The sequence below is a fragment of the Pseudomonas sp. GL-R-26 genome, assembly GCF_019947365.1.
Classification (GTDB): domain Bacteria; phylum Pseudomonadota; class Gammaproteobacteria; order Pseudomonadales; family Pseudomonadaceae; genus Aquipseudomonas.
Map to the genome: position 1 here is coordinate 22,348 of NZ_JAGYGI010000020.1, position 25,354 is coordinate 47,701.

The 25,354-nt window shown below is 56.6% G+C and carries 25 protein-coding genes; 14 read left to right on the top strand and 11 right to left on the bottom strand.

What is annotated here, in order from left to right; genetic code table 11:
* The 3 genes from KGA96_RS20245 to KGA96_RS20255 are packed head-to-tail and all read left to right on the top strand — an operon-like array spanning nt 1 to nt 2,787.
* Complete coding sequence (locus tag KGA96_RS20245) at nt 1-957, top strand: PDR/VanB family oxidoreductase (RefSeq protein WP_223457498.1); 957 nt, start codon at nt 1-3, stop codon at nt 955-957.
* Between the two features lie 37 nt (nt 958-994).
* Entirely contained in the window at nt 995-1,894 is a 900-nt protein-coding gene (locus tag KGA96_RS20250; protein ID WP_223457499.1) for an alpha/beta hydrolase, read from the top strand.
* Nucleotides 1,891-2,787, top strand: a complete 897-nt coding sequence (locus KGA96_RS20255; RefSeq protein ID WP_223514666.1) for a LysR substrate-binding domain-containing protein — start codon at nt 1,891-1,893, stop codon at nt 2,785-2,787. Before KGA96_RS20250 ends, KGA96_RS20255 begins: the two co-directional genes overlap by 4 nt.
* Before the next feature lie 250 nt (nt 2,788-3,037).
* On the opposite strand, the gene KGA96_RS20260 is transcribed toward KGA96_RS20255, so the two are convergent.
* From KGA96_RS20260 to KGA96_RS20270, 3 genes are read right to left on the bottom strand one after another with little or no spacing between them, the layout of a single operon-like run.
* The gene (locus tag KGA96_RS20260) at nt 3,038-4,489 is read right to left on the bottom strand and encodes an NAD-dependent succinate-semialdehyde dehydrogenase (RefSeq protein WP_317850356.1); all 1,452 of its coding nucleotides are present in this window, start codon (nt 4,487-4,489) and stop codon (nt 3,038-3,040) included.
* Nucleotides 4,490-4,517: 28 nt separating this feature from the next.
* The gene (locus KGA96_RS20265) at nt 4,518-5,528 is read right to left on the bottom strand and encodes a dihydrodipicolinate synthase family protein (RefSeq protein WP_223457503.1); all 1,011 of its coding nucleotides are present in this window, start codon (nt 5,526-5,528) and stop codon (nt 4,518-4,520) included.
* 46 nt (nt 5,529-5,574) lie between these two features.
* The gene (locus tag KGA96_RS20270) at nt 5,575-6,579 is read right to left on the bottom strand and encodes an ornithine cyclodeaminase family protein (protein ID WP_223514668.1); all 1,005 of its coding nucleotides are present in this window, start codon (nt 6,577-6,579) and stop codon (nt 5,575-5,577) included.
* Between the two features lie 500 nt (nt 6,580-7,079).
* Here KGA96_RS20270 and KGA96_RS20275 point away from each other — a divergent pair, with 500 nt between their 5' ends.
* Nucleotides 7,080-8,192 (top strand): FAD-dependent oxidoreductase, encoded by a 1,113-nt coding sequence (locus tag KGA96_RS20275; protein ID WP_223514671.1) that lies wholly within the window; start codon nt 7,080-7,082, stop codon nt 8,190-8,192.
* A gap of 108 nt (nt 8,193-8,300) precedes the next feature.
* Here KGA96_RS20275 and KGA96_RS20280 read toward each other — a convergent pair whose 3' ends face one another.
* Nucleotides 8,301-8,894: a TetR/AcrR family transcriptional regulator gene (locus KGA96_RS20280; RefSeq protein ID WP_223457509.1), complete on the bottom strand. Its 594-nt coding sequence runs from the start codon at nt 8,892-8,894 to the stop codon at nt 8,301-8,303.
* A 331-nt stretch (nt 8,895-9,225) separates the two neighbouring features.
* On the opposite strand from KGA96_RS20280, the gene KGA96_RS20285 reads away from it, so the two are divergent.
* The 7 genes from KGA96_RS20285 to KGA96_RS20315 all read left to right on the top strand — a co-directional run bounded on the left by KGA96_RS20285 (nt 9,226) and on the right by KGA96_RS20315 (nt 15,298).
* Nucleotides 9,226-9,468 (top strand): hypothetical protein, encoded by a 243-nt coding sequence (locus tag KGA96_RS20285; protein ID WP_223514674.1) that lies wholly within the window; start codon nt 9,226-9,228, stop codon nt 9,466-9,468.
* 2 nt (nt 9,469-9,470) lie between these two features.
* Nucleotides 9,471-9,926, top strand: coding sequence for a hypothetical protein (locus KGA96_RS20290; protein WP_223514677.1), 456 nt, complete (start codon nt 9,471-9,473; stop codon nt 9,924-9,926).
* Nucleotides 9,927-9,929: 3 nt separating this feature from the next.
* Complete coding sequence (locus KGA96_RS20295; protein WP_223514680.1) at nt 9,930-11,606, top strand: FAD-dependent oxidoreductase; 1,677 nt, start codon at nt 9,930-9,932, stop codon at nt 11,604-11,606.
* On the top strand, nt 11,603-11,947 hold the full coding sequence (locus KGA96_RS20300) for a c-type cytochrome (protein WP_223514682.1): 345 nt from the start codon (nt 11,603-11,605) through the stop codon (nt 11,945-11,947). The genes KGA96_RS20295 and KGA96_RS20300 overlap by 4 nt, the downstream gene beginning before the upstream one ends.
* Complete coding sequence (locus KGA96_RS20305; RefSeq protein WP_223514684.1) at nt 11,944-13,116, top strand: hypothetical protein; 1,173 nt, start codon at nt 11,944-11,946, stop codon at nt 13,114-13,116. The genes KGA96_RS20300 and KGA96_RS20305 overlap by 4 nt, the downstream gene beginning before the upstream one ends.
* A gap of 43 nt (nt 13,117-13,159) precedes the next feature.
* The gene (locus tag KGA96_RS20310) at nt 13,160-13,933 is read left to right on the top strand and encodes an SDR family NAD(P)-dependent oxidoreductase (RefSeq protein ID WP_223514686.1); all 774 of its coding nucleotides are present in this window, start codon (nt 13,160-13,162) and stop codon (nt 13,931-13,933) included.
* Nucleotides 13,934-13,999: 66 nt separating this feature from the next.
* Nucleotides 14,000-15,298 carry an NADH:flavin oxidoreductase gene (locus KGA96_RS20315; protein ID WP_223457522.1) on the top strand — a complete coding sequence of 433 codons (1,299 nt, stop codon included), beginning with the start codon at nt 14,000-14,002 and terminating at the stop codon, nt 15,296-15,298.
* A 118-nt stretch (nt 15,299-15,416) separates the two neighbouring features.
* Here KGA96_RS20315 and KGA96_RS20320 read toward each other — a convergent pair whose 3' ends face one another.
* A complete protein-coding gene (locus tag KGA96_RS20320) occupies nt 15,417-16,040 on the bottom strand; it encodes a TetR/AcrR family transcriptional regulator (protein ID WP_223514687.1) in 624 nt (207 codons plus the stop codon).
* Nucleotides 16,041-16,671: 631 nt separating this feature from the next.
* On the opposite strand from KGA96_RS20320, the gene KGA96_RS20325 reads away from it, so the two are divergent.
* The 3 genes from KGA96_RS20325 (at nt 16,672) to hpaR (ending at nt 19,418) form a co-directional block, all read left to right on the top strand.
* Nucleotides 16,672-17,841 (top strand): p-hydroxyphenylacetate 3-hydroxylase oxygenase component, encoded by a 1,170-nt coding sequence (locus KGA96_RS20325; protein ID WP_223514689.1) that lies wholly within the window; start codon nt 16,672-16,674, stop codon nt 17,839-17,841.
* Nucleotides 17,842-17,917: 76 nt separating this feature from the next.
* On the top strand, nt 17,918-18,868 hold the full coding sequence (locus KGA96_RS20330) for a p-hydroxyphenylacetate 3-hydroxylase reductase component (RefSeq protein WP_223514692.1): 951 nt from the start codon (nt 17,918-17,920) through the stop codon (nt 18,866-18,868).
* Between the two features lie 127 nt (nt 18,869-18,995).
* Nucleotides 18,996-19,418, top strand: a complete 423-nt coding sequence (hpaR, locus tag KGA96_RS20335; RefSeq protein ID WP_223457529.1) for a homoprotocatechuate degradation operon regulator HpaR — start codon at nt 18,996-18,998, stop codon at nt 19,416-19,418.
* Between the two features lie 64 nt (nt 19,419-19,482).
* Here hpaR and hpaI read toward each other — a convergent pair whose 3' ends face one another.
* From hpaI to hpaE, 6 genes are all read right to left on the bottom strand, one after another.
* Nucleotides 19,483-20,283, bottom strand: a complete 801-nt coding sequence (hpaI, locus tag KGA96_RS20340; protein WP_223514695.1) for a 4-hydroxy-2-oxoheptanedioate aldolase — start codon at nt 20,281-20,283, stop codon at nt 19,483-19,485.
* Between the two features lie 18 nt (nt 20,284-20,301).
* Nucleotides 20,302-21,105: a 2-oxo-hept-4-ene-1,7-dioate hydratase gene (gene hpaH / locus KGA96_RS20345; protein ID WP_223457531.1), complete on the bottom strand. Its 804-nt coding sequence runs from the start codon at nt 21,103-21,105 to the stop codon at nt 20,302-20,304.
* 12 nt (nt 21,106-21,117) lie between these two features.
* Complete coding sequence (locus KGA96_RS20350) at nt 21,118-22,422, bottom strand: MFS transporter (RefSeq protein ID WP_223514698.1); 1,305 nt, start codon at nt 22,420-22,422, stop codon at nt 21,118-21,120.
* A 48-nt stretch (nt 22,423-22,470) separates the two neighbouring features.
* Complete coding sequence (locus KGA96_RS20355; protein ID WP_223457532.1) at nt 22,471-22,863, bottom strand: 5-carboxymethyl-2-hydroxymuconate Delta-isomerase; 393 nt, start codon at nt 22,861-22,863, stop codon at nt 22,471-22,473.
* 61 nt (nt 22,864-22,924) lie between these two features.
* A complete protein-coding gene (gene hpaD / locus KGA96_RS20360) occupies nt 22,925-23,782 on the bottom strand; it encodes a 3,4-dihydroxyphenylacetate 2,3-dioxygenase (RefSeq protein ID WP_223514701.1) in 858 nt (285 codons plus the stop codon).
* A gap of 107 nt (nt 23,783-23,889) precedes the next feature.
* On the bottom strand, nt 23,890-25,350 hold the full coding sequence (gene hpaE, locus KGA96_RS20365; RefSeq protein WP_223457533.1) for a 5-carboxymethyl-2-hydroxymuconate semialdehyde dehydrogenase: 1,461 nt from the start codon (nt 25,348-25,350) through the stop codon (nt 23,890-23,892).
* Nucleotides 25,351-25,354: the final 4 nt, after the last annotated feature.

Genomic DNA, 25,354 nt, shown 5'->3' on the forward strand with positions numbered 1-25,354 from the left:
ATGAGCGACTGGAACCGCGTTCGAGTGATGGCGATCGTGAAAGCTGCTGACGCCATTATGGATGTCCGCTTGCTGGCCTTGGACGGTCAACCTCTTCCTGTGGCCGACGCGGGCTCGCACATTGATGTTCGCCTGCCAAATGGTTTGATCAGGCAGTACTCCGTTCACCGGTACGATCCCTCGGACGGAAGTTACTCAATTGGGGTCGGATTGTCTGAGCCGTCACGGGGTGGCTCAGCGTTCATTCATGCACACCTGCGAGTCGGCGACCTGCTCGAAATTAGTGCGGTTCGCAATAACTTCCCGCTGGAACGCAACGCAAGCACTTATTTGTTTATCGCCGGCGGTATCGGCATTACGCCGATTCTCAGCATGATTCGTTGGTGCGATGCGAATGACAAGCCGTGGCAACTTCTCTACTGCGTCCGCTCCCGGTCCCGGGCTGCTTACATCGAGCATCTTCCTCGTGGCGGAAAATTAGTGTTTCACTCGGATGACGAAACTGCCGGTCGTCCCGATCTGCAGGCGTTTACTCGTCAAGCAAGTTCAACGGACCACCTCTATTGCTGTGGACCGGCGCCCCTCATGAATGCGGTACGGGATGTCGCACAGGCTTACCTGCCTTCCGGCCAGGTGCATTTCGAGTTGTTCAGCGCACCTCAGTCGAGTGCTCCTGAAAAACAACAGAACAAAAGTTTCGTGGTGGAACTTGCTCGTAGTGGCATGGAACTAACCGTGCCAGCTGATACCAGCCTTCTCGATGCACTCGAAGAGGCGGGGATAATGGTGCCTTTTTCCTGCCGGGAGGGGCTTTGCCGTACTTGTGAATGCCGGGTACTAGCCGGTGAGATTGATCATAGGGACTATGTCCTCAGCGATGAGGAGCGTGCTTCCAATGCGGTCATTCTGCAGTGTGTTTCACGTGCCAAGTCCCCAAGGCTGGTGCTTGATATTTGACTGACACTGCATGTCACGCTTTATCTGGGAGGCAAGAATGAGTGTTTGCGAACTGAATGCTATCCGGGATGAGCTTCGCTCTCGTAGAGAAAATACTCCTGGGTCGCTGCAGCAGGCTCGCATTGGTTTTGACCAATTGTGCAAGCGTTTTTCGGCTCCGCCTTATTGCCGCTCCACGGCGTCGACGCTCGGTGGAGTGCCTGTACGGACGGTAACCTGCGTGGATTCCCGGCGCTCTCTGCTCTATGTCCACGGAGGTGGATTCATGGTGGGCAGCGCTGAAGGTTTTGAGGGGATCGCCGGTACGCTTGCTGCTGGTACATCTTCCACGGCTTATGTCGTTGATTATCGACTAACGCCTGAACATGCATACCCTGCTGCCCAGCAAGATGTTCTGACTGCGTATGCGGCGTTGCTCGCGAACAGCGAAGATGCAGACGATATCGCATTGGTGGGGGATTCGGCGGGAGCCCAACTCATCATGGCCGCTCTGATTCAGGCCCGGACCATGGGCATGGAAATGCCGGGTTGCGTCGTGCTGTTTTCTCCCTGGGTGGATCTGGCTCTCACCGGAGAAAGCCTCCATGCCAAGGCTGCTGTGGACTGCTTTCTTACACCCCAGAAGTTGCAAGCCTGTGCTGACGCCTACCTGGGAGAGCAAGTCGAGGCTGCTTCTTTTATCCTGGAGGCTGACCTGGACGGTTTGCCGCCGCTAATGATTCAAGTGGGGGAGTGTGAAATCCTTCTTGACGACGCGGTACGTCTGGCGAGAAACGCCGGATCAGCGGGTGTGGACACCAGACTGGAGGTATGGCCCGGTATGTTTCATGTCTGGCAGGCGTATGCGCCGGCTCTTTCTGAGGGTCGTGAAGCACTCGCCGCTGCCGTCAATTTCATAAACAGGGTGCTGGTACGGAAAAAGTCCGTTGGCGGTTGACTGTCGTTGCAGGCGATTGCTTTGCTCTACCGAATCAGGAAGACCGCCTGGATCCATGTGCCATGCCATTAGAGGCGAAGGATTTCCGCGGATTGGCACCCGCATTCATTGCCGTGGCGAAGACTGATCCACTGAGGGATCACGGGCTGGCCTATCGGGATGCGCTTTTGGCTGATGGTGGTCGTGCAGCGTCGCAAGTTGCGCAAGGAGTGGTGCTCTCAGGGCTGAGGGCTTTTGGGGTGGCCACCGAACGGGCCACCAGCGATGTCAGCCTCGATTGCCTGCGACTGCACTCGTCGCCCAGTTTCGGCCTGTTGTGGTTGATGCCTCGACTAGAGCAGTTTCGTCAGAGCCATCCGGATATTCAGCTCAACCTCTCGTGCTCCTACGAATCGCTGCACTTCAGTCGCGACAAGATCGATGTGGACATCCGCCACGGCATGCCCAACTGGCCAAGTTTCGAGGTGCGCACCGTGCGCAATGAAAAAATCGCGGTTATGGCGTCACCCAAACTACTGGAAAAACGCCCCATCTGTGCCGTTGCGGATTTGCTGGACTGCAACCTGATTCTGTCGGAGGCGACGCTGATAAAGTGGCCACAGTTGTTTGCTCAACATGGTCTGTCGCGCCCAGAAAAGCCTTACAGCCTGAGTTTTGACCGTTCCTATATGACGCTGGAGGCAGCCAGCCACGGGCTTGGATTCGCCTTGGAAAGCACACTGCTCGCGCAGGATTATCTAGCGCGTGGAGCGTTGGTCGAGGTAGCGCCGGAGTTGAGTGCGACAATCACTGCACACCACCTGGTTTTCCCGAGAGCGCATTCAAACTTCCCACGGGTCAGAAGATTCCTGGAGTGGATGCAGAAGGAGTTGGGTCATGACTTCAATTACTGATCTGGATGTCATTACACGCCAGCATCTCATCATATTGCCTGGTGAGTGCACGCTTTTCGCTGTGGCATGAGATGCCTAACTTGTGTCGATCTCGCAGAGCGAGATGAGGGCTGACTTGAGGGCTGTGGAGCCCAGTGATACGTCTTGTCAGTTGGTCCATTTAGCAAAAATTTACAGCTCTGTAATTAATGCGTGTAGGTGGGGGGCGCATGTTTTACAAACATGCACCACCTCACCCACTATCGCTGGCTTATAAGCCGCCCAGCGCGACGTACTTGATTTCCAGGTAGTCGTCGATACCGTATTTTGAGCCTTCACGGCCAAGTCCGGAGGTTTTCACTCCACCAAACGGTGCAACTTCTGTGGAGATCATCCCCTCGTTGACGCCCACCATGCCGAACTCAAGATTGTCGACGACACGAAAGATCAGGCCGACGTCACGTGCGTACACATAGGCAGCCAAGCCAAACGGTGTGTCGTTGGCCATCGCAATTGCCTCGTCCTCAGTATCGAAGCGGAAGAGGGGAGCGACAGGGCCGAAGGTTTCATCGTTGAAGATGAGTGCATCGCGTGGCACATCGGTGAGCACCGTTGGCTCGAAGTAACTACCACCCAAATCATGGCGTTTGCCCCCGGTGGCAATGCGTGCCCCTTTTTCCACCGCATCGGCAATGTGCTCTTCGACCTTTTGCACTGCATCCTCATTGATGAGCGGACCCAGTACCACCCCGTCATGCATGCCATTACCGACCCTGAGCGCAGCGGCGGCATCCGCGAGCTTCTTCGCGAATTGATCGTAGACACCCGATTGCACGAGCATGCGGTTGGCGGCAACACAAGCCTGGCCTGTGTTGCGGTACTTGGCGGCAAGTGCACCCTTCACTGCGGCATCGATATCAGCATCGTCAAAGACGATGAACGGCGCGTTACCGCCCAGTTCCATGCTCGCCTTCTTGATAGTCGGAGCGCACTGGGCCAGCAGCAGCGATCCCACTTCGGTCGAACCTGTGAAGGACAACTTGCGAACGACCGGGTTCGCTGTGAGCTCCCCGCCGATTGCGCGGGCCGAGCCTGTGACGACGTTGCATACACCCCGAGGCAGACCGGCGCGCTCGGCGAGTACGGCCAGAGCCAGTGCCGAGAGCGGTGTCTGACTGGCCGGCTTGATAACTCCTGCGCAACCAACCGCCCAGCCCGGGCCGGCTTTGCGTGTAATCATCGCGGAGGGGAAGTTCCACGGTGTGATGGCTGCAAACACGCCGATAGGGGCTTTCTGCACGAGAATGCGCCGACCGTCCACATTCTGCGGAATGATGTCGCCATTCACACGCTTCGCTTCTTCCCCGAACCATTCGATGAAGCTTGCGGCGTAAAGGATTTCGCCACGGGATTCCACCAAGGGCTTACCCTGTTCGGCCGTCAGGATGACCGCCAGGTCCTCGATGTTTTCAAGCATAAGCTCATAGAGCTTACGGAGGACCTTTGCACGCTCCTTTGGCAGCGTCTTGCGCCATCCCCGCATGGCGCGTTCGGCCGCTGCGATTGCGCGCCGAGTCTCGGACTCTCCACCGTTTGGTACGCGCGCCACCAATTCACCGGTGGCTGGATTGCGGACCTCGATTGTCTGGCCACTCTCTGCCTGGACCCATTCGCCGTCGATCAACATCGCCTGACGCAGCAGGTCGGGGTCTTTCAGATTCAAGGTTGCGGTGCTATTCATGGGACAGACCTCAGATGGAGTTACGACCGATGAAGAAGGCTTCATCGAGGTCAGTGGTCGGGTTCAATCCAGCCGCTTCTAGTCCTTTACGTAACACCGCCATGTCGCGTTGGTACACGCGTTGGGTAGGGTGGGGCATAGGACCGCCGTTGTAACCCTGCAACCAGCCTTGGTATTTCCACATCATGCGATTGAGAAGTCCGTTTGCCGCCATTGGCAGGCTTGCAAACGCTTTGCGTGCCGGATCCATTTTGTACCAGAGCTGAGTTGCCTCATCGTAGTTGCCCGCGCGGATCAACTTGTGGATCTGTGGAAGCAATGGGCCGTAGTAGGAGGAGTAGTTAGTTCCACAGAAAGGGATGTCCATCACCTGTGCCAAAGGCACGTACTCATACTCAAGCGGAGATGAGATAACGACTTCCTCATGGAACTCGCGGTGAACTTCGATCGCCGACATGATGTAAGGCAGTCCGCCTTCGGCTTTGATTGCAACGACGTTGGGGATCTCGTCGACCATTCGACGCAGCACCGCCAGCGGAATGTCGGCAGGGTGCAAGCGGCTGAAACCCCAGGCGGGCAGCGGGAAGATTATTACGCCCAGGTTCGTCGCGGCGCAGATCGCCTTGGTGTACTCGAATACTTCGTCATAGGACTTCGGATAGAAGTACGGAGGATAGCCAAGCAGCACAAGGTCGGCGCCGGCAGCTTCGGCTCGCTTGACTGCCTCAATGTTATCTTCCAGCGTGTTGAACACCGCGTGGTGAACGATCACGAGACGGCCGGCTGCTTGATCGGCCATGATTTGACAGAACTCACCGTATTGCTCTTGGGTAATGGCTACCTCCGAGCAGGACAACGACCCGACGAAACCGTGCTTGATTGCCAGTTCTACGTCGTGGCGAATGGCTTTCTCATTGATGCGCTTGAAGTCGGAGGTCATTGTCGGAATCGTAACGTTGGCGACCCCAACGAGTTTCTCGCGGGCCCAGTCTCGAGCGTCCTTTTTATTGTAATTGGCCATGTAAGGCTCCTGTCAGTCAGGGTGGGTGATAGTCGTCGCTGTTCGCTCAGCGCTTTGTTTCAAAATCGATCGGCAATGGTGTTGCCAGCCTGGCTTCAAGTGCCTTGGTCAGGATGAGTTCCGCCACCACGATGTCTTGAAGACCACCGCCAACTGACTTGAACATTGGGGCCTTGGCTTGCTTCAACTGTTCACTGCAGGCGCCGCCCATCAGGTCAGACAGGCTGAAGGCCTTCTGGCGGAATTCGATCCCGGCGGCATGGGCGGCAAGCATGTCTCCTGTCTCTTCCAGCACTTCTTCCAGGGTGTCGCAGATGATCAAGTCGCTGCGCTCCACGACTGAAACGTCTATTTCACGCTGCTCCGGGATGGTCGAGCCGATCGAAACGACGGTGGCGCCCGGCTTCAACCAATCGCCAAAAAGAATCGGCTTTTCATCGCGCGAGCGTGCTGCCGTCAGCACGATGTCGGCGCCTTCCACGGCTTCTTGTGCTGAGCCAACACCCCGGGCGGGTACACCGAGATCTCGTGTCGCCGATGCGGCAAATGCTTCGCGTCGTTCAGGAGTCGGGCTGAAGACGACAATTTCGGTCAGTTCGCGGACGCTGGCGAAGGCGCGGATGTGCATCGAAGCCTCCAATCCACTTCCTATGACGGCAAGGCGTGCAGGCCTCTGTGGGGCGAGGCGGTCAAGGGCCGCGGCCGAGGTAGCTGCAGTGCGAAATCCAGTCACCAGGTTTGCGTCAATGAAAGCGGCGATGCGATTGGTCGTCCGATCGAACAGAACGATGACGTACTCGATTCCCGGTGGCGCATCGCCCATGTTCGAGCCCATCAGCTTGGCGCCGAAGTAGCGTCCGCCCGCCGGAATAGCCGGCAGGGTGCGAAGCCAGGTTTTTTCAAGGCTTGCAACGGTGCGGGGCGGAGTAGCCCTGGCTGGCAAATGTTGCCCGTAAGCGGTCTGTAGCGCGGCGATCGCATCTTTCCAACGGAAAACGGCCTGCGCGGCAGCGCTTGAAACGAACACGGGGGACTGGGAAGTGGCGGTCATGCGTTGAGCTCCGAAAAAGGCAGAGACAGTTGAAGTAAAGGGCGAGGCGGCCTACGTAAGCCGCACTCAGGCTACGGATGGTTACTTAACTAAAGGCAGCACTAACAAAACGATGCGTACACAAAGTATTATTGGGTGAGATTGCCATTGTCAATGGCTTACTTTCCTAAAGATTGGTTTGCTTTGGTACGGTTGCGAAAACGAAACGGAACGTATAGATTTGATTTGTCTTTTGCAACGCTGATTTCTGGTGAGCGCCATGAAGCGGGGATGATGGGTAGTTGAAGGCCTGGACGGTCCTGCCCAGTGGATTTGTTCGTCGCTGCACTTGAAGCGGTACTGTGCGAGGCCTGAAGGCTCGCCACAGATGACTATACGAGGGCTATACCCGGTCGCGGATGTCTCTTGCCGAGGCGTATTTCGATGTATCGGATCTGGCAAACAGGCTGTGTCATTAGATCGCAGCTACCACCCGCCAAAGAAGCGGAGAGGAGACAAGAATGAGTCAGGTTAAACGCGTTTTGATTGTAGGCAGCGGAATCGGCGGTGCCACCGCAGCTTATGCACTGCGCAGAGCGGGAGTGGACGTCCACTGTATCGATATCAAGCCGGGGATTCCCTCGGCAGGGTCGGGCATTTGCCTGTTACACAACACGGTCCGAGCATTGGACATGATCGGATTGGCGGAGCCATGCCTCGACAGTGGTATGCGATTCGACGCGTTTCGGCAATTCGATTCCTCAGGTCAACTCCTGCGTTCGGATCCTGCACCTCCCAGCTGTGGCATCCGTCGGCCAGAACTTGCCCGAATCCTGGAGTCGGCAGCGCAAGGGGCGGGGGCAGTTCTAGATAAAGGGTTGACGATCGAACATCTCGACGACCGTGGGGACTGCGTCGAAGTTAAATTCTCGGATGGTCGCGAGGCTACCTATGACTTGGTTGTGGCTGCGGATGGTGCCTACTCCAAGCTCCGCGATCAGGTTTTCGGTGCTGAGTGCAGACCTCGTTTCGCAGGTCAGAGTGTGTGGCGTTTCAATGCGCCGCGTCCGGCTCAGATTGATGGGTTCTGTTTGTACCGCAGCCCGTCAGGTAAAACAGTGGGCTCTTTCCCGACATCGGAGGACAGCTGCTACCTGTTTTATCTCGAGAACAGCGTGGAGCCTCTGCGCGTACCAGAGGATCAAGCGAAAGCGATGATTCGCGAACGCCTTGCCGAATATACCGCACCGGCTGTACTGGAAGCGCTTGAACAGGTAACTGATGCCAGGCAGGTTATCTTCCGTCCGCTGGATATCACGCTGGTACCAGCGCCTTGGTACCGCGGCCGCGTAGTGCTCATCGGCGATGCTGCACATTCACCAACACCGCATATGACGTCTGGAGGTGGCATGGCCATCGAAGATGCCGTGGTGCTTGCAGACTGCGTATCCAAGACCCTATCTGTTAACGAGGCACTGGCGATGTACAGCGAGCGCCGATTTGAACGATGCAAAACCATTTGTGACGCGTCATTGCAACTTTGTCACTATGAGCAGGAAGATCCGCTGAAAAACAGGGAGAAGTCGGCGGCTCTATTGCTGAAAACCTATCAATATTTGGGACAGCCTATCTAGAGCATCAGGTTGACGTTATCTGTCAAAAAGTCCCGATTCACCTCTCAGGGTGAATTGGGACTGAGTCAATTCATACTTTTATAACGATCGGCAGCCAAACAGTGCTGTTCAGTTTTCTGAGTTCGTTACTCCCAGCAAGTGGTATATGTAGTCGATATGCGACTTGGCAAACTCCTCGTTTAATGGCGCGTGGCCGACCAACAGGCGCATGTAGACTGCTGAATAGATTATGTCCATAAGCGACTCGACATTGGTATCGCTTGGGATTTCACCGCTGCGTTTCCATTCTTCAAGTGTTTCTTTAACTATCGCGCGTCGCCCATAGTGGAATCTCTCTCGAAAGGCTCGTAATACTGAAGGGTCAGATTGTCCCTCGGCTATGATTTGAGCAAGTATTCGGCCTGGCCAACCAGAAAATTGCTCCACTAGTGTACGGAAATGAACAGCGATGGCCTTCTTGGGGCCGAGTTCAATTGGTAGTGGGGTTTTAAGAAGATGGTTCTCAATGAAGGCGTCAATGACCAGTAGGGCTTTCGAGTCCCACCATCTGTATATGGTTGCCTTGCTGACACCCGCTTCCTTTGCAATTGCCTCAATCGAGATGGCCTGAATGGAGTTCTCGCGTAGCAACTTTATGGTCGAATTCAGTATTTGCAGTCGAGTAACTTCGCTGCGTGGTCGTCCTAAAGACTTCTCCTGCATAAAGTATTCCTTAATAAATGTCTAATTTTAACAGGAGCGTGATGCTGCATGTGCTCACTCTGCGGCAGGGGCTGCTGCCTGCTGAAATCAAGCTGAGGCGTTTCTGATCGTAGCCAACAGACCACTCAAGAAGCAATGTAAAAAATGCTTTGGTTCTGGCTTGGTGAGCGTGGAAGGCCTGTGTGGATTAACTCCGAAGGCATATGAGGGCTGCCATCTGACGGTATTGAAAAAGTAAGCTTGCACAAAACGATACGGATCGTATATGTTTGTTCCGCGCATATGAAGCCCATCACGGGCACAACAACAAGAACGCGCGAAGGAGACAAACATGCATCAGGGTTCGAGCCTGAAAGGCGATGTTGCGACCGTTACCAGTGTGGGCAGCATCTGGCACCCGACCAGTGAACAGGTGGCTGAACGCGACAAGCACTTCGCGTCCGCTGATTTCCAAAATTTCCCCGTCAGCGCTGCCTCGGCGCGCGATACCACCGGCTCGATCCTCGACGCCGATCTCAGTCTTTCAATCGGCGTTCAGAGCTCCGCTACACTCCTCAACGTTTTCGGGGAGTGAGCATGTCGTTCCCCAATATTTTCAATCTCGGAATTGGGCGACGCAAGTTGCTCGTGTCCACCGCCAGTGCCGCGACGCTCGCCATGCTGGGTGCGTTGCCGGCGCTCGCGAAGCCATCCCGAGAGATCGCTCGAACACCATTCGACCCCAGTCCGTTTGACGTTCGCTTTGTCGTGACGGATCGCCGCTTGCCGCAAAGCCTGGCTTTCGCCATTGAGCATGCCAAAAAGGGTAGTGCGCGGCTTGAAGTCACGAACGGACTCACGAGGCTTTGGCAGGAATCGCTCGTGCCGTTTTGGCGTGAGCAAGATGGCGCTGTCGCCGGACTCACCACACGCGAGGTTTGGCATTGCCTTGCGGAACAAGCACGCAGCCAGTCGCGCCGCACGGTCGTGCTGCATCAGCACGACGTATCGGCGAGCCAGCCCAATCCTTTGGTTTCATGGATCATCGCGTGAATTATGAGAACACCCCCGAATGTATCCCCCGAGGTTTTTTCCGTCGCGCTGCAGGCGTTTGTCGGTGTAGTCGGAAAAGAATGGGTCTTCGTTGAGGACGAGGATCTGTTTCCCTACCGTGATTCTTATTCCCCGCTGCGCGACACGCCCGAAGATCGAAGCGCATCCGCTGCCGTGGCGCCCGGTTCGGTTGAAGAGGTGCAGGCGGTCGTGCGCATTGCCGATCAGCACCGCATACCGCTGTATACGATTTCCACTGGCAAAAACCTCGGCTACGGCGGTTCGGCGCCCAATCATGCCGGCAGTGTCGTGCTGGACCTGAAGCGGATGAACCGCATCATTGAGGTCAGCGAAAGCAACGGCTACGCCATCGTGGAGCCGGGCGTCAGCTATTTCGATCTGTATAACTACATCCAGGAACGTGGCCTGAAGGTGTGGCTGGACGTCGCCGACCCGGGCTGGGGCAGTGTGGTAGGCAATGCGCTTGACCACGGTGTGGGTCACACGTTGTCGCGCTTTCGCAACCACTTCGATTCGCACTGCGGTATGGAGGTGGTGCTGGCCAATGGGGAAGTGGTTCGCACAGGAATGGGAGCGCTACCCGGTTCCCAGACGTGGGGGCAATTCAAGATGGGCATGGGGCCGATCCTGGATGGCATTTTTTCCCAGTCCAATTTCGGCGTTGTCACCAAGATGGGCATCTGGTTGATGCCGGCACCAGAAGCCTTCATGCACGGTATGGTGATGGCGCCGCGTTATGACGACCTGCACGCCGTAGTGGAATTGCTCAAGTACGTCGAGAACACTGGTTTGGCTCCTGGTGCGCCGGAGATGGGCAGTCCGCTGCTCGGTATCAGCAATTACACGAAACATCTGGTGGACGCCTTTTACGATGGTCCGCCGCAGTTGCAGAAGCAGCATGCTGACCTGGTTGCGAAAGCCAGGGTCGGTTATTCGGCTGAATTGCAGAAGTATGGGCAAGACAACAACATTCCTTACTGGGTACTCAACCTGAAGTTCTACGGACCGCAGAAGGTGATCCAGGCGCAGTGGGAAGTGGTACAGGAGCTGGCGGCAAAGTCGATCAAGGGCGTGCGCTTTCAGGCTGGCCAGATCCAGACCGATCCGCGCAAGGCTTCTGCTGAGTGGACGGTTTATCCCCAGGATGTGGGTGTGCCGAACATGGATTTCTTCGGTATGGGCACGCGTGCCGGAGGCAACCCGCATCCGATGCGCGGCCATATGTGGTTCTCCCCGGTCATTCCACAGACTGCGCAAGGCATCCTCGAAGCCAACCGTGTCTTCGAAGAAGCGCACCGCGCCATGCCTGCGCTGCAGAATGTGCCGATCTGGAACCTCAGGCCTTTTGCGTTGCCTGCGCCGTTTTTCGAGCGCGCTTTCCTTTTCATCGTGGGCTTCCCGATCACCGATGATGCGGCGATGAACAAGGCCTCCATCAAGGCGTATCGGACACTGCTCGATATCGGCGCACAGCATGGCTGGGGCGAATATCGTTGCCACCCGGAATTCCAGGACCAGGCCATGGGCCTGTATTCGTATAACAACAACAGCCTGCTGCGCTTGAACGAGGTCATCAAGGACGCCATCGATCCCAACGGGACTCTTTCGCCGGGCCGCTACGGCATCTGGCCCAGGCACTTGAGGAAGGGCGCCCAATGAAGACGAATTGCCTCATCGTGCTGCTGATGCTGGCAGGTCTGGCAGTCGCCTCCGAGCCGGCCAAGCAAGCCGTACCAGCCCATCGCGGCAAGCAGATTTTCGATCAGTGGTGCGGGATCTGTCACGCCGCATCTCCACGCATGCCCGGCACTGCTTCGCTGGCGGCTAAATACGGCGGCAGCTTACCGGCTGCATTGGAAGACCGCACTGATATGCCTCCGGCCTTCATCAAACATTTCGTTAGCAACGGCGTACTGATCATGCCGGCATTTCGTAAAACCGAAATAACCGATGCCGACCTTGAATTGCTTGTCGACTACCTAAAGGCCAAAGACCAATGAGCTCACATTCTGTTTCTGACACTCTGACCAAGGTTGCTGGCAACCGGAGGGAAACCCGCAACGGTACCGCGGCGCTCGTCATCGGGCATTGCGCTGGCCTGATGGATATCACCACTTTGCCGATCTGGGTTGGAATCGTCCTGATCGGGCAACTGGCCCTTGATCCACAGCGTGCCGGGTTCCTGCTGACTCTTTTCCTCGGGTCGGTCGTGCTTAGCAGCCTGTGTATCGCACCAAGACTATCCCGACTCAATCGCAAGCGCATAGCATCGGCGGCTTATGCCGTGGCTGGTATGACTTTCGCCAGCATGCCAAGCGCAAGTGCCAGCTATATCCTTTTGGCTTCGGCGCATGTCGTCGCTGGCCTGGCGGTTGGCTGCGGCCTGTCGATAGTTCACGGGACGATGGGGGGCACTGCCAATCCGCACCGCACAGCGGCATTAGCTTTTAGCTCGCTGAGCCTGGTGTCCATCCTGGTGATGGCGACGCTGCCTCCGCAAGTGGGCAAGATCGGCCCGAACATATTCTTCTACACGATGTCGGGCATCATGTTCACTGCCGCACTGGCCGCACTGGTGGCTTTTCCGAACGTCGCCCGTGCGGTCCAGCACGATCGATCCGCGCTCGCCAAGTTGCCTGCGCGAGTGTGGTTCGGCATCGCTGGCGTGAGCTTGTTGATGGTGAGCCATTCGATGGTCTTCGGCTTCATCGAGCGTGTAGGGGGCTGGCATGGATTCAGCGCGGCGCAGATCACCACGGTGCTTGTCATCAGTGGCTTCGTGAACCTCGTACCTGCCGCACTTTCCAGCCTCCTCGAACGCCACTTGCCGGCCTCGGGCGTAGTCATCGCCGGTCCTCTAATCCAGGCCTCTGCCGCAGTCGCTGTGACCCAGTTCAGTGGCTACGGGGTTTACATCGTCGCAACCTCGGTTCTCATCGCCGTCGTTACATTTACCCATGTGTTCGCATTCGGGGTGCTGGCGCGACTGGACCCGTCCGGTCGCGTGGTCGCAGCCACCCCGGTGATGGTCATGGCGGGTTCGGCTACTGGCCCACTCCTTGGGGGCGTGCTCGCCCTGCATGTTGGCTATGGCAGCTTGGGCTGGGCGGCGTTGGTGTTGGGTCTTTTGTCCGCCATCTGCTTTCGCCTTGGTACCCGTCAGTCGTGATCAAACACAGCAATTGTATGAAGTCCCTTACTAGAGGTTGGCTATGAGCAAGCGATTGCAGGACAAGGTGGTTTTACTGACCGGCATCGGCAGTGGTATGGGGCGCGAGACAGCTCGGCTGTTCGCCAGCGAAGGCGCGATCGTCGTCGGCTGCGACATCAACCCGCAGACGGCCGTAGAAACCGCAAAACTGGTTGAAAACGATGGTCATTCCATCGACGTGGTTGCGCCTGTCGACCTCAGCGATCGCGAGGATGTAGCGCGTTGGATTGATGGTGCTGTCGCTCGGCATGGCCGAATTGACGCGCTCTACAATAATGCCAGTCTGCCGCGCTTTGCGCCTTTTGCGGTGCAGAGCGACGTTGACTATGTCTTCACTATCCAGAATGAACTTGATCTTGTCTGGCGTGCTTGTCAGCTTGCCTGGCCACATCTGGTGAAGTCCAAAGGTGCCATCGTCAATATCGGCTCCGGTGCTGGCATGCAGGGAGCGAGAACGCTGCCGCAGGCTGCGCATGCCGCGGCGAAGGGGGCGGTCCTTGCCTTGACGCGCCAACTGGCCGCAGAAGGCGTTGCTGTTGGTGTAAGGGTTAACTCGGTTAGCCCTGGTGTGATGAACACCCCGCCCGTTCAGGCGATGTATCGGGAGTTTGGTGACAAAGCACCCGTGGCTCCGATCGTGGAGCGCACCCTGACCGGTAAGCCAGGCGAGCCGATCGCTGTCGCTTGGGCTGGCCTTTACCTGACCTCTGATGAATCTAAATGGGTCACTGGGATCAATATCCCTGTGGACGGTGGGGCTAGCTCAATCATGTAAGCCGAGTCGGGTTCAGATGACTGAGCCCGGCAGGCCGATCCTGTACAGGCAAGAGTAGTGTTGACCATGACTAACATTTCGATGAATACCCTCAATGCAGCCAAGGTGCTGGCAAGCCCGCTGCAGATCAACGGATTGCAAATCAAAAACCGCATTATCCTCGGGCCGATGGCGGTACTTCGCCCAACCGAAGACGGCCGCCCAAGCGAGCAGACCATTGCGTTCCTCAAGCGCCGCGCGCAGGGCGGAGTTGGCCTGGCCATCGTTGGCGGATCGGTATGCAGCGAACGCGCCTGGAACGAGTCGCCGTTTGCGCCAAACCTGCGCTTTGACAAGGACGAATTTGTCGATGATCTCAAGCGCCTGACCGACGCCGTACATGAAAGCGGTGCGGCAGTGTTCGCGCAGCTGTTTCCGAGTTTCGGCCGCATGGGCGTGCCGCGAAACGGCCGGTGGATTTTGGCGGCCAGCCCGAAGCCGGTGAACCTGGGGGCCGGTGGCTTGCCCAACCATCTCTACATCCCCGGCGGCCGAATCACACCGGTGCCACACGAGGCCAGCATCCAGGAGATCAAGGACATCGAGGCGAGTGTCGTCAGCGGTGCACGCCGAGCCAAGGCTTGTGGTTTCGATGGCGTCGAGATTGGCGCACACATGTGCTACTTCTACTCGTCCTTTTTGTCCCCGCTGGCCAATCAGCGCACCGATGAATATGGCGACTCGGTTGCCAATCGCGCAAGAGCCTTGCGCGACGTGGTTGCAGCGGTGCGCGCCGAAGTCGGCCCGGATTATCCGGTGGGTGTGCGCATGAGTGTGAATGACCATATGCCCGGCGGCCAAGGGCCTGAGGGTTACGCTGAAGTGGCAGCGCACATCGCCGAGGTCGGCCTGGACTTCATCTCGCTAAGCGAGGGCAACTACGAGTCGATGCGTGACAATGTGCCAAGTTCTTCCGGCAACATGCTGACTCTCGGGGGGCCGGAGGCCTTCCGCAAGGCACTAGGAAGCGGGGTGCTCCTGTTCCTATCCAGTACACCAGACCCCCGGCAAGCGGCGGCGGCAATTTGGGACGGTGATGTCGATGCAAGCATGCTGGCGCGGCAGATGCTGGCCGACCCTGATTATGCGGTGAAGGTTATCGAAGGCCGTGAGGCTGAGATCGTGTGGTGCGACCATTCTAATTCCTGTCTGCGCAGGCTGATACTCAACGCACCGGTTGCCTGTCATAAGAACCCGGAAATGGGGCGCGAGGATCCGAAGGCTAAACGTTCCAGCCCGGCTCAGAACCTGGGCGTCTGGGTAGCGGGTAACAAAGTGCTGATGGGCGTTGCCGACAAGCTTGCCCGCGCCACGCGGAAGAAATGACCCAATTGGGACGAGCACTTCGATAAGTCTTATAGCGAGACGAGCGGGGTGTTCGTAACCAATGACTCGACGTCGGTATCCGATCAAGTCAAGCTTACGTACTGAACTTGATCAACGGCTAGGTCTCGGAGTCAGTGTTATTGACACCCAGTAAGTGGTACACAAAGTTTATGTGCGACTCGGCAAACTCCTGATTAAGTGGGGCGTGTCCAATCATGAGTCGCATGTAAACGGCTCCGTAAATCAAATCCATCAGTATCTCGATATCCGTATCGGGAGATATCTCGCCGCTAACCCTCCATTCTTCTAGAGTTTCTCGAATTATTGCGCGTCTTCCATAATGAAACCGCTCTCGGAAATCTCGTAAAGTAGAGGGAGATGACTGACCTTCCGCGAGAATTTGTGCGACCAATCGGCCGGCCCAACCAGAATATTGGTCCACAAGGGAGCGGAAGTGCTGAGCAATTGCCTCTCTCGGGCCAAGTTCTCGTGGCAAGGGTGTCTTCAACATCTGATTTTCTATGAACGCGTCAATGACGACTAACGCTTTAGAGTCCCACCACCGGTATATGGTCGATTTACTAACGCCAGCTTCTCGTGCTATCGCCTCGATTGAGATGGCCTGAATGGATTTTTCCTGCAGGAGACTGATGGTAGCGTCCAGGATCTGACGGCGCGTAGCTTCACTACGTGGGCGACCCACTACCGATTTTGTGGTCGATGCGGGTTTATTAATCGACATTCTCAAGATCCCTTACCCAGGTACATTTGTTCTGAAAAACAAAAGCCCAGGATGGCTCTCGTCAAGATATTAATTAGTATACGTAGTGTTCAGTATATTGCCTGTGTTGAATAATTTCTACCCCGGGTTAAATCCATGTCGTAGGAAAGCCTTTGATCACGATTAAGCCAGTTTTGCCGAATATTCGCGGGTCTTCATAGCTTAAATTGAGGGTGGTGTTGTAGGCGACAATTCTCCGATTTGGTTAGATTTATTCGACTCACAGCGTTTCGTATGTTTCAGCTTCTTTTGGGCGGGAGCTTTGTCGGGCAGTCAGCGACGCGAGTAAGCAAGCAAGGAGTGATTTGTCACCTGTGTCGGTGAGTCACCCCTTCCGGGCTCGTTTGCGCTTTTTGTTCGTTGCGATAAGAGCCTCTATGAAAAGTGCAATCTTCTGTTTGTAACGTGCATTTTTCGTCCTGTTCCAGCACCTCATACTGGAATGGTATTTACCCGCTTACCCGCTTACCCGCTTACCCGCTTACCCGCTTACCCGCTTACCTGCTTGCCATCTGGCGTACGGTGCCTTCCGGCGCGATTCACAGGTGCTTGCTGAGCGGAGCGCTACTATCCAATAATAAAGAGACCGCCCATGAAAACTCCAAACCCGCTATTGGAAGACCTGAAAGGCGTTCTGCCTATTATCGCGGCTAATGCCTTCGAGGCCGAACGCGCGCGTTATGTTCCCGCCGAAAATATCGCCTTGCTCAAAGGCATTGGTATGCACCATGCGTTGCAGCCGAAAAAATACGGCGGCATGGAGATCTCCCTGCCTCAGTTTGCCGACTGCATCGCATTGTTGGCCGGTTCCTGTGCCAGCACTGCCTGGGCCATGAGCCTTCTATGTACTCACAGTCATCAAATCGCAATGTTTTCCAGCAAGCTGCAGGATGAGGTTTGGGGGAATGACCCCGATGCTACTGCCAGCAGCAGCATCGCGCCTTTTGGTCGCACCGAGGAGGTGGAGGGAGGCGTCACCTTTAGTGGTGAGATGGGATGGAGTTCAGGCTGTGATCATGCCGAATGGGCCATCATGGGATTCTTTCGCGAGAATACCGAAGGCACTCGGGATTATTGTTTCGCGGTGCTGCCAAGCAGTGACTACGAAATTCGCGATGACTGGTTTGCCGTTGGTATGCGTGGCAGCGGTAGCAAAACCCTGATCGTCAAGAATGCTTTCGTGCCTGAGCACCGAGTCCAGAAAGCCAGGGACATGATCGAAGGCAAGTCGGCGGGCTTTGGTCTGTATCCGGACAGCAAGATTTTCTTCGCCCCTTATCGGCCTTATTTTGCCAGCGGCTTCTCGACTGTCAGCCTGGGTATTGCCGAGCGCATGCTGGATGTTTTCCGTGAGAAAACCCGCAACCGCGTCCGTGCCTACACCGGTGCCGCTGTCGGCGCAGCCACCCCGGCATTGATGCGCCTGGCGGAATCCACGCATCAGGTTGCAGCCGCCCGAGCGCTGCTGGAAAAAAGCTGGGAAGAGATTGCTGATTACAGTGAGCGCCACGAATACCCAAGCCGTACCACGCTCACGTTCTGGCGTACCAATCAGGGTTATGCCACAAAGATGTGTATCCAGGCCGTGGACCGTCTGATGGAAGCGGCCGGCGGCGGTGCATGGTTTGAAACCAACGAGTTGCAACGCTTGTTCCGCGATTCGCATCTTACGGGTGCGCATGCCTACACCGACTATGACGTCTGTGCACAGATACTCGGTCGCGAACTGATGGGTCTTGAGCCCGACCCCTCAATGGCCTGAGGCCGTTCGCCGCCAAGCCACAAGCCCCTCATAAAAATAATTAGAGCGCGCCCCAAGGCGTGCTCGGGAGTCTTGCATGTCCGATATTAATGAGATTGCCGTTTCTTCCGCCTTCGATGCGCGTGCATTTCGCCGCGCATTAGGTAACTTCGCCACCGGCGTGACAGTAGTGACAGCCGCCGATCAGAACGGCCGCAAAGTGGGGGTGACGGCCAACAGCTTTAACTCGGTGTCGCTAGATCCGCCGTTGATCCTGTGGAGCATCGACAAGCGCTCTTCAAGTCACGATGTGTTTGAAGAAGCTACACACTTTGCCGTGAACGTACTCGCTGCTGATCAGATCGATCTTTCGAACAATTTCGCCCGTCCAAAGGATGACCGTTTTGCAGAGGTCGAATTCGAAACAGGCAAGGGCGGGGCGCCAGTGTTCGCTGACTGCTCGGCGCGTTTTCATTGCGAAAAATACCAGCAGGTGGACGGTGGTGATCATTGGATCATGATTGGCAAGGTGGTGGCTTTCGATGATTTTGGTCGTTCACCGTTGCTGTACCACCAGGGTGCCTACTCCATGGTGCTGCCGCACACGCGCATGACCAAGAGTGGTGAAGGTCAGCCGCCCAGCAGCCACTTCCAAGGGCGGCTGAACCATAATCTTTACTACCTTATGACTCAGGCGTTTCGCGCTTATCAAGCAAGCTATCAGCCCCGACAATTGTCCACCGGTTTACGAACCAGTGAGGCACGTATGCTGATGGTGCTTGAAAATGATGCGGGTCTAAGCCTCACCGATCTGCAGCGCGAGGTGGCGATGCCCGTGCGGGAAATCGAGGAGGCCGTTGCCAATCTCACTCGTAAAGGTCTGGTCTGTGAAGAAGATGGGCACTTGCATTTGACGGTGAAAGGTATCGATGAAACGGAAGGATTGTGGTCAATAGCCCGTGAACAGCAGGAAAAAGTCTTCAGTCAATTTAGCAACGACCAATTGGAAACCTTCAAGACCGTGCTGAAAACGGTTATCAGGCTCTGACCTGATTTAGTTTGCAATCAAATTAGTCGGCGCCAGAGGCGCCGTTTTATATGGGGGTGAGAATTTTTATGGCTATATCGGCGTGATATGATTGTTAATATGCTAACTAAATTCGAGTCGTTCTTAAATGCCCAAGCACCGACAGTCTCTAACACTCAACTTGCTCCAGGCCCGTGAAGTCGCCATGAGCTTTTTCCGGCCCTCCCTGAAGGATATTGGCCTCACTGAACAACAATGGCGGGTGGTGCGGATTCTCAGTCAGCAGGGCGAACTGGAGATCAATCGCTTGGCGGACTTGGCGTGTATTCTCAAGCCCAGCATGACCGGGGTACTGGCGAGGATGGAAGCCGCAGAGCTGGTCGAACGACGGCGCTCAGAACACGACCAGCGTCGAGTGCTGGTGAAACTGACCGTTGCCGGAGATAGCTGTTTTGAAAGTATGAGGGGGCGCATGGAAGAGAACTATGAGCGCTTGCAGGAAGGCTTCGGCGCGGAAAAATTGCAGACGTTGTTGGTGCTGCTCAACGATTTGAAGTCACTGAAACGTTGATCTCTGGATGATCACTGCTGGCAAAAACGACCGCCAGCAGTGAGTGTTTGAAATTGACTTGAAATCAGTAAACGCCACCGGTACTGATGGTGGCCGGGGTATTTTTGAACTTACTTGTCAGTGCTTTCAGGCCTTGCATCAGTACAGTGGTGTCGACGCCCACCGCTACGAATGCCGCGCCGAGCTCGATGTAGCGCCTGGCCAGTTTTTCGTCAGCGCTGAGAATGCCGGGTGCTTTGCCCGCATTGCGGATTCGAATGATCGTGTCTTCAATGACTGCTTGAACTTCGGGATGGCCCGGATTACCACGATGGCCCATGGCAGCGCTGAGGTCGGCGGGGCCGATAAACACGCCGTCAACGCCTTCGACGTTGACGATGGCATCCAAATTGGCCAAGCCTTTGAGGCTTTCAATCTGCACCAGCAGGCATATTTGCTCGTCAGCCTTGTCCAGGTATCCGGGCACGGTGTTCCAGCGTGACGCCCGTGCCAATGCGCTACCTACACCGCGCACGCCACTGGGTGGATAGCGCACGGCGCGCACCAGTTCTTGCGCTTGCTCGGCGCTTTCGACCATCGGCACCAACAAGGTCTGGGTGCCGATGTCCAAAATTTGTTTGATCAACGTTGTGTCGCCAGCGACAGGGCGGATCACCGGATGACTGGCGTAGGGCGCTATCGCCTGTAGTTGACCAAGCATGCTGCGTACGTTATTGGGCGCATGCTCGCCGTCGATCAATAGCCAATCGAAATCGGCATTGGCTGCCAGCTCCGCGCAGTAAGGGTTGGCCAGGCCGAGCCAAAGGCCGATCTGCGCTTTGCCGCTTTTCAGGCGTTGCTTGAATGTGTTGATGGGCATATCCATGAATCAATCCTCCAGGAGTCAGACGAAGCGGCAGGAGATGGAGCCCAGCATGTCGTAGTCGACATGGAAGGTATCGCCTGGGCTGGCGGCCACTGGACGGGTAAACGACCCGCCCAGAATGATTTGCCCCGGTTGTAACGTGACATCGTAAGGTGCGAGCTTGTTGGCCAGCCAGGCGACACCTTTCGCCGGGTGATTGAGCACGGCGGCAGAAACTCCTGATTCCTCGATCACGCCATTGCGGTACAAGACAGCAGGCACCTTGCGCAGGTCGACCTCATGAGGGCGCACAGCACGGCCACCCATGACCACTCCCGCGTTCGCCGCATTGTCGGAAATGGTGTCGAAGACCTTGCGCGTGGCTTTGGTCTCGGGATCGATCTGCTGGATACGCGCGTCAATGATTTCCAGGGCGGGGATCACCCATTCGGTAGCATCCAGTACATCGAAAATAGTGACGTTTGGGCCTTTGAGCGGCTTGCCAAGAATGAATGCCAGCTCCACTTCAACGCGCGGCACGATAAAACGGTTGAAGGGGATATCGGTACCTTCGTCGAACAGCATGTCGTCAAGCAACGCCCCGTAATCCGGTTCTGTAATGTTTGATGAAACCTGCATGGCCCGAGAGGTCAGGCCAATCTTGTGCCCCACCAGCTTGCGTCCGTTCTTTATTTTCTGCGCCACCCAGGCTCGCTGAATGGCATAGGCATCTTCGATGGTGATCTGTGGATGCGCGAGGGAGAACTGCCCGACTTGCTCACGAGAGCGTTCGGCGTTGTCCAGTTGAGCAGCGGCTTGCTGGATGAATTCTTGATCGAGCATGACGTGGATCTCTTAATGAGGATTGACGATGGCGGCAGGCGTGCGCAGCACCAGGAAGGCGCCTGCGACGATCAAGGTCGCGAGGACGTAGAGGGCAAGGCTGGCGCTGTGGGTGGTGTCACGCATCCAGCCAATCAGATTGGGTGTCAGAAACGAGGCAATACTTCCCAGAGAGCTGATCAAGGCGATGCCCGCCGCCTGGGTGCTGTTTGACAGGAATGCGGGAGGCAGCTGCCAAAACATCGGTAGTGCGGCGCTCGCGCCCATACCGGCAATCACCAATCCGCCGATTACCATGAAGGGATCGTCAGGCAAAAGTCCGGCTACGGCGATACCGAGGGCTGACATGAGCAATGGCACACTCAAGTGCCACCGGCGTTCGCGGCGCCGATCCGATGAGCGTCCGCAGGCGATCATGAAACCGCAGCCTGCCAGATAGGGCAGAGCACTGAGCAGGCCGACCTTGCCATCGCTGCCAATCCCGGAGCTGTGAATCAGTGTAGGCATCCAGAAAGCTAGTGTGTTGACCGCCAACATGACCGCGCAATAGATGCCCACCAGCAGCCAGACCTGAGGATCTCGCAGTATTCCGCCGAACGAGATGATGGATTTGCGTTGCTCTTCGCTAGCCAGTTGGTTGCGCAGTTGGTCTTTCTGCTGGTTGCTGAGCCAGCTGACTGACTCGAAGTTGTCGGGCAACACCTTGAGTACCAGCAAGCCGAGAAGCACGACTGGCGCGCCTTCAATCAGGAACATCCACTGCCACCCACGCAGGCCCCCAACATCATGAAAGCCTTGCAGGATACCGCCCGATAGAGGGCCACCGACGACCCCGGCCAGCGGCACGGCAATGGCAAACAACGCGGTTACTTGTGCGCGCCTGCTGGCCGGATACCAGCGGTTCAGGTACACCAAAATGCCTGGGAAAAATCCGGCCTCGGCGACGCCGAGCAAGAAGCGCAACGCGTAGAAACCCTCAGCGTTTTCGATCAACAGCATGCTGGTCGACAGGGTCCCCCAGACGACCATCAACAAAGCGATCCAGCGTCGTGGCCCGATGCGATCCAGAGCGATGTTGCTGGGGACACCGAACATCGCGTAGGCAACAAAGAACAGGCCCGCACCAAAGCCGTAGACGGTATCGCTGAACTGCAGGTCGGCGCCCATCTGCATCTTGGCGAAACCAATGTTGATCCGATCAAGATGAGCAAACAGGTAACACACCAGCAGCAGTGGCATCAGCCGCCAAGTCACTGTGCGGTGGGTGGACATTGAGGCATCGCTCAAAGGCTGTGTAGCGGAAGTGGCTATGCTCATGATTTTGTACTTTTTGTGAGAGTGGCCGTTGGGGGGGGGGAGGGCTTGCTAATTCGCCTGCTGCTTGAGGAAGGCATGCACGTTGTTGAGCTTGAAGTTCAGCTCGGGGTGCAGCTCGATCATTTCAAACGACAGCGCCAGCAGACGTTCCGCCTGCAGCGGAGCAAAGTGCGCGGTAATGACTTCGAACAGCTTTTCAGCGACCTGTTGGCGCGTCGCCAGGTCGCGGCCATGGCCAACCTTCAGCGTCATGTGGACGAAGGCGTAATCGTGTTTACCGTCGGCCATGCGCCACGTATCCAGTCGAACGCCTCGGCTTCGGATACCCCCCAGCGGAAATACACCGCTGCCCCCCAGTGTCGCGTGGACTTTTTCAAAAAGGCCCGGCAAGTCGGCCTGTAGCTCGATGTTGTCGGTGTATTCAGCAATAAAATGCGGCATGTGCCCTCCTGGTAGGCAGTTGCGCTGAACGGCGGGCGCGCCCCTGCCGCTTGAGCGAAATTCAGAGCGGGAAAATGGCGTTGATCTGGCCGGTTCCGGAGCTGCCAAAGGGCTCTGTGAGGACTTCGACCGGCTTGTTGTAGTCCGGTCCGCCCAGCAGACCCAAGAGCATTGCGGTGTCGTGCATCTTGCCCTCGCCGAAGCAGTGTTCGGCGTAATCAGGAAGCATCGCGCAGAACTCTTTGAATCGACCTTCACGCCACAGCTTGACCACGTGCATGTCGACCTGTTTGTCGAATTCGCGCGTCCAGTTGTGGATGTTGGCTTCCGCTTCGCGATCGTCAGAGAAACGGTGTGACAGAGAACCGGAGGCCAGCACCAGGACTTTGCCGTCGCTCTTCTCGATTGCGCGGCGTACGGCGGCGCCGAAAGTGAAGCTGTCTTCCAGACGATGCCAGGCACACCAGGCCGCGATGGAAATCACCTTGAGCTTTTCGGCTGCAGGTACATCCATGTGCATGTAGCGCATGGGCACCAGGGTGCCGTATTCCAGTTCCAGGCTCGGGATGTTATGCGACAGCGTGCGCACCCCGGCCGCGTTGGCTTCCTCTGCGATCAGTTGTCCGAGTTCCGGGCAGCCTGGGTAGTGGTAAACCATGTCCTTGATGAAATGCGGTAGTTCATTGCTTGTGTAAACACCACTGAAATGCTCACCGTTGTTCACGTGGTAGCCGCTGTTCACCAGCCAGTGCACGTCGAACACGACGGCGGTGTCGGCACCTAACTCACGCGCGCGACGACCTATTTCCTTATGCCCTGCAATAGCTGCAGCACGGCAGCCGTGGTGTTTGCCCGGCAGTTCGGACAAGTACATCGACGGTACATGGCAAACTTTTGCTGCCAGGACGACTTCGCCCATGATGATTCTCCTGAAATTATTCTTGTCGATTCAATTCAGCGGCCAGTGAGAACCGCGATGAGCTGATGCGCGCCTCATCGCAGCCTTCAGCAGCGGCTATCGGCTGCTCACAATCCCCAGCGAGGGATGTGATGATTGCCCATGGAAATGCAGACGTTCTTGATTTCGGCGAAAACTTCAAAGCTGTATTGGCCACCTTCGCGCCCGGTACCGGAACCTTTCACGCCACCGAACGGCTGACGTAGATCACGCACGTTCTGGCTGTTGATGAATACCATGCCGGCTTCGATGCCGTAGGCCAGACGATGCGCCTTGCCGATGTCCTGGGTCCAGATGTAGGACGCCAGGCCGTATTCGGTGTCGTTAGCCAGTTGCAGGGCCTCGGCTTCATCCTTGAACGGAATCAGGCACACTACCGGACCGAAGATTTCTTCCTGGGCAATGCGCATTTTATTGTTCACGTCGGCGAACACCGTCGGCTGGATGAACTGACCTTTGCTCAAGTGGGCTGGCAGGTTGGCCGGACGTTCCAGGCCGCCAGCGAGGAGGGTGGCGCCTTCTTCGATGCCGATCTTGATGTAGCCGGTGACCTTGTCGTAGTGGGCCTGGGTGATCATCGAGCCGACCTGGGTTTTCGGGTCTTGCGGATCACCGACGATCAAGCGTTTGGCACGTGCCGCGAACTCAGCCACGAACTGCGGGTAAACACTTTCCTGAATGAAGATACGGCTACCGGCGGTGCAGCGCTCGCCATTGAGCGAGAAGATGGTGAACAACGCCGCGTCGAGGGCACGCTCCAGGTCGGCATCTTCAAAGATCAACACCGGGGACTTGCCGCCCAGTTCCATGGAATACTTTTTCAGGCCGGCGGTTTGCATGATTTTCTTGCCGGTGGCAGTGCCGCCGGTGAAGGAGATCGCTCGTACGTCCGGGTGCCTGACCAGCGCGTCACCGGCAGTCGCACCATAGCCCTGGATGACGTTGAGCACACCGTTCGGAATGCCGGCTTCGACGGCCAGGCGACCCAGTTCGTTGGCCGTCAGCGGCGACAGCTCGGACATTTTAAGCACGGCAGTGTTGCCCAGTGCCAGGCACGGTGCTGTCTTCCAAGTTGCCGTCATGAACGGCACGTTCCAGGGTGACACCAGGCCGCAAACGCCCACCGGCTGGTACAAGGTGTAGTTGAGCATCTGGTCGTCGACCGGGTAACTGTGGCCGTCCATGCGGGTGCAGACTTCGGCGAAAAAATCGAAGTTGTGCGAAGCGCGCGGAATCAACACGTTTTTGGTCTGATGGATCGGCAGGCCCGTGTCCAGGGTTTCCAGCTCGGCCAGGTGTGGAACATTTTGCTCAATTAGTTCGCCAAGTTTGCGCATGAGTCGTGCGCGCTCTTTGGCCGGTGTATTGGCCCATTTAGGAAAGGCTTCCTTGGCTGCCGCCACCGCCTGTGCAACTTCTTCGGCACCGCCGCTGGCCACTTCACCAATCGCTTCGCCGGTGGCTGGATTGTAGTTGGTGAAGGTATCTTTGCTTTCGACCTCACGGCCATTGATCCAATGTTTGATCATATTG

What these genes read in the sequence shown, in the direction of transcription:
- KGA96_RS20350 (WP_223514698.1), bottom strand. Translation starts at nt 22,422, where the DNA reads ATGAGCATAGCCACTTCCGCTACACAGCCTTTGAGCGATGCCTCAATG.
- KGA96_RS20305 (WP_223514684.1), top strand. Translation starts at nt 11,944, where the DNA reads ATGAGCTCACATTCTGTTTCTGACACTCTGACCAAGGTTGCTGGCAAC.
- KGA96_RS20245 (WP_223457498.1), top strand. Translation starts at nt 1, where the DNA reads ATGAGCGACTGGAACCGCGTTCGAGTGATGGCGATCGTGAAAGCTGCT.
- KGA96_RS20320 (WP_223514687.1), bottom strand. Translation starts at nt 16,040, where the DNA reads ATGTCGATTAATAAACCCGCATCGACCACAAAATCGGTAGTGGGTCGC.
- KGA96_RS20265 (WP_223457503.1), bottom strand. Translation starts at nt 5,528, where the DNA reads ATGGCCAATTACAATAAAAAGGACGCTCGAGACTGGGCCCGCGAGAAA.
- KGA96_RS20280 (WP_223457509.1), bottom strand. Translation starts at nt 8,894, where the DNA reads ATGCAGGAGAAGTCTTTAGGACGACCACGCAGCGAAGTTACTCGACTG.
- KGA96_RS20300 (WP_223514682.1), top strand. Translation starts at nt 11,603, where the DNA reads ATGAAGACGAATTGCCTCATCGTGCTGCTGATGCTGGCAGGTCTGGCA.
- KGA96_RS20325 (WP_223514689.1), top strand. Translation starts at nt 16,672, where the DNA reads ATGAAAACTCCAAACCCGCTATTGGAAGACCTGAAAGGCGTTCTGCCT.
- KGA96_RS20285 (WP_223514674.1), top strand. Translation starts at nt 9,226, where the DNA reads ATGCATCAGGGTTCGAGCCTGAAAGGCGATGTTGCGACCGTTACCAGT.
- KGA96_RS20270 (WP_223514668.1), bottom strand. Translation starts at nt 6,579, where the DNA reads ATGACCGCCACTTCCCAGTCCCCCGTGTTCGTTTCAAGCGCTGCCGCG.
- KGA96_RS20275 (WP_223514671.1), top strand. Translation starts at nt 7,080, where the DNA reads ATGAGTCAGGTTAAACGCGTTTTGATTGTAGGCAGCGGAATCGGCGGT.
- KGA96_RS20355 (WP_223457532.1), bottom strand. Translation starts at nt 22,863, where the DNA reads ATGCCGCATTTTATTGCTGAATACACCGACAACATCGAGCTACAGGCC.
- hpaH (WP_223457531.1), bottom strand. Translation starts at nt 21,105, where the DNA reads ATGCTCGATCAAGAATTCATCCAGCAAGCCGCTGCTCAACTGGACAAC.
- KGA96_RS20290 (WP_223514677.1), top strand. Translation starts at nt 9,471, where the DNA reads ATGTCGTTCCCCAATATTTTCAATCTCGGAATTGGGCGACGCAAGTTG.
- hpaR (WP_223457529.1), top strand. Translation starts at nt 18,996, where the DNA reads ATGCCCAAGCACCGACAGTCTCTAACACTCAACTTGCTCCAGGCCCGT.
- hpaE (WP_223457533.1), bottom strand. Translation starts at nt 25,350, where the DNA reads ATGATCAAACATTGGATCAATGGCCGTGAGGTCGAAAGCAAAGATACC.
- KGA96_RS20330 (WP_223514692.1), top strand. Translation starts at nt 17,918, where the DNA reads ATGTCCGATATTAATGAGATTGCCGTTTCTTCCGCCTTCGATGCGCGT.
- hpaD (WP_223514701.1), bottom strand. Translation starts at nt 23,782, where the DNA reads ATGGGCGAAGTCGTCCTGGCAGCAAAAGTTTGCCATGTACCGTCGATG.
- KGA96_RS20295 (WP_223514680.1), top strand. Translation starts at nt 9,930, where the DNA reads ATGAGAACACCCCCGAATGTATCCCCCGAGGTTTTTTCCGTCGCGCTG.
- KGA96_RS20315 (WP_223457522.1), top strand. Translation starts at nt 14,000, where the DNA reads ATGACTAACATTTCGATGAATACCCTCAATGCAGCCAAGGTGCTGGCA.
- hpaI (WP_223514695.1), bottom strand. Translation starts at nt 20,283, where the DNA reads ATGGATATGCCCATCAACACATTCAAGCAACGCCTGAAAAGCGGCAAA.
- KGA96_RS20310 (WP_223514686.1), top strand. Translation starts at nt 13,160, where the DNA reads ATGAGCAAGCGATTGCAGGACAAGGTGGTTTTACTGACCGGCATCGGC.
- KGA96_RS20250 (WP_223457499.1), top strand. Translation starts at nt 995, where the DNA reads ATGAGTGTTTGCGAACTGAATGCTATCCGGGATGAGCTTCGCTCTCGT.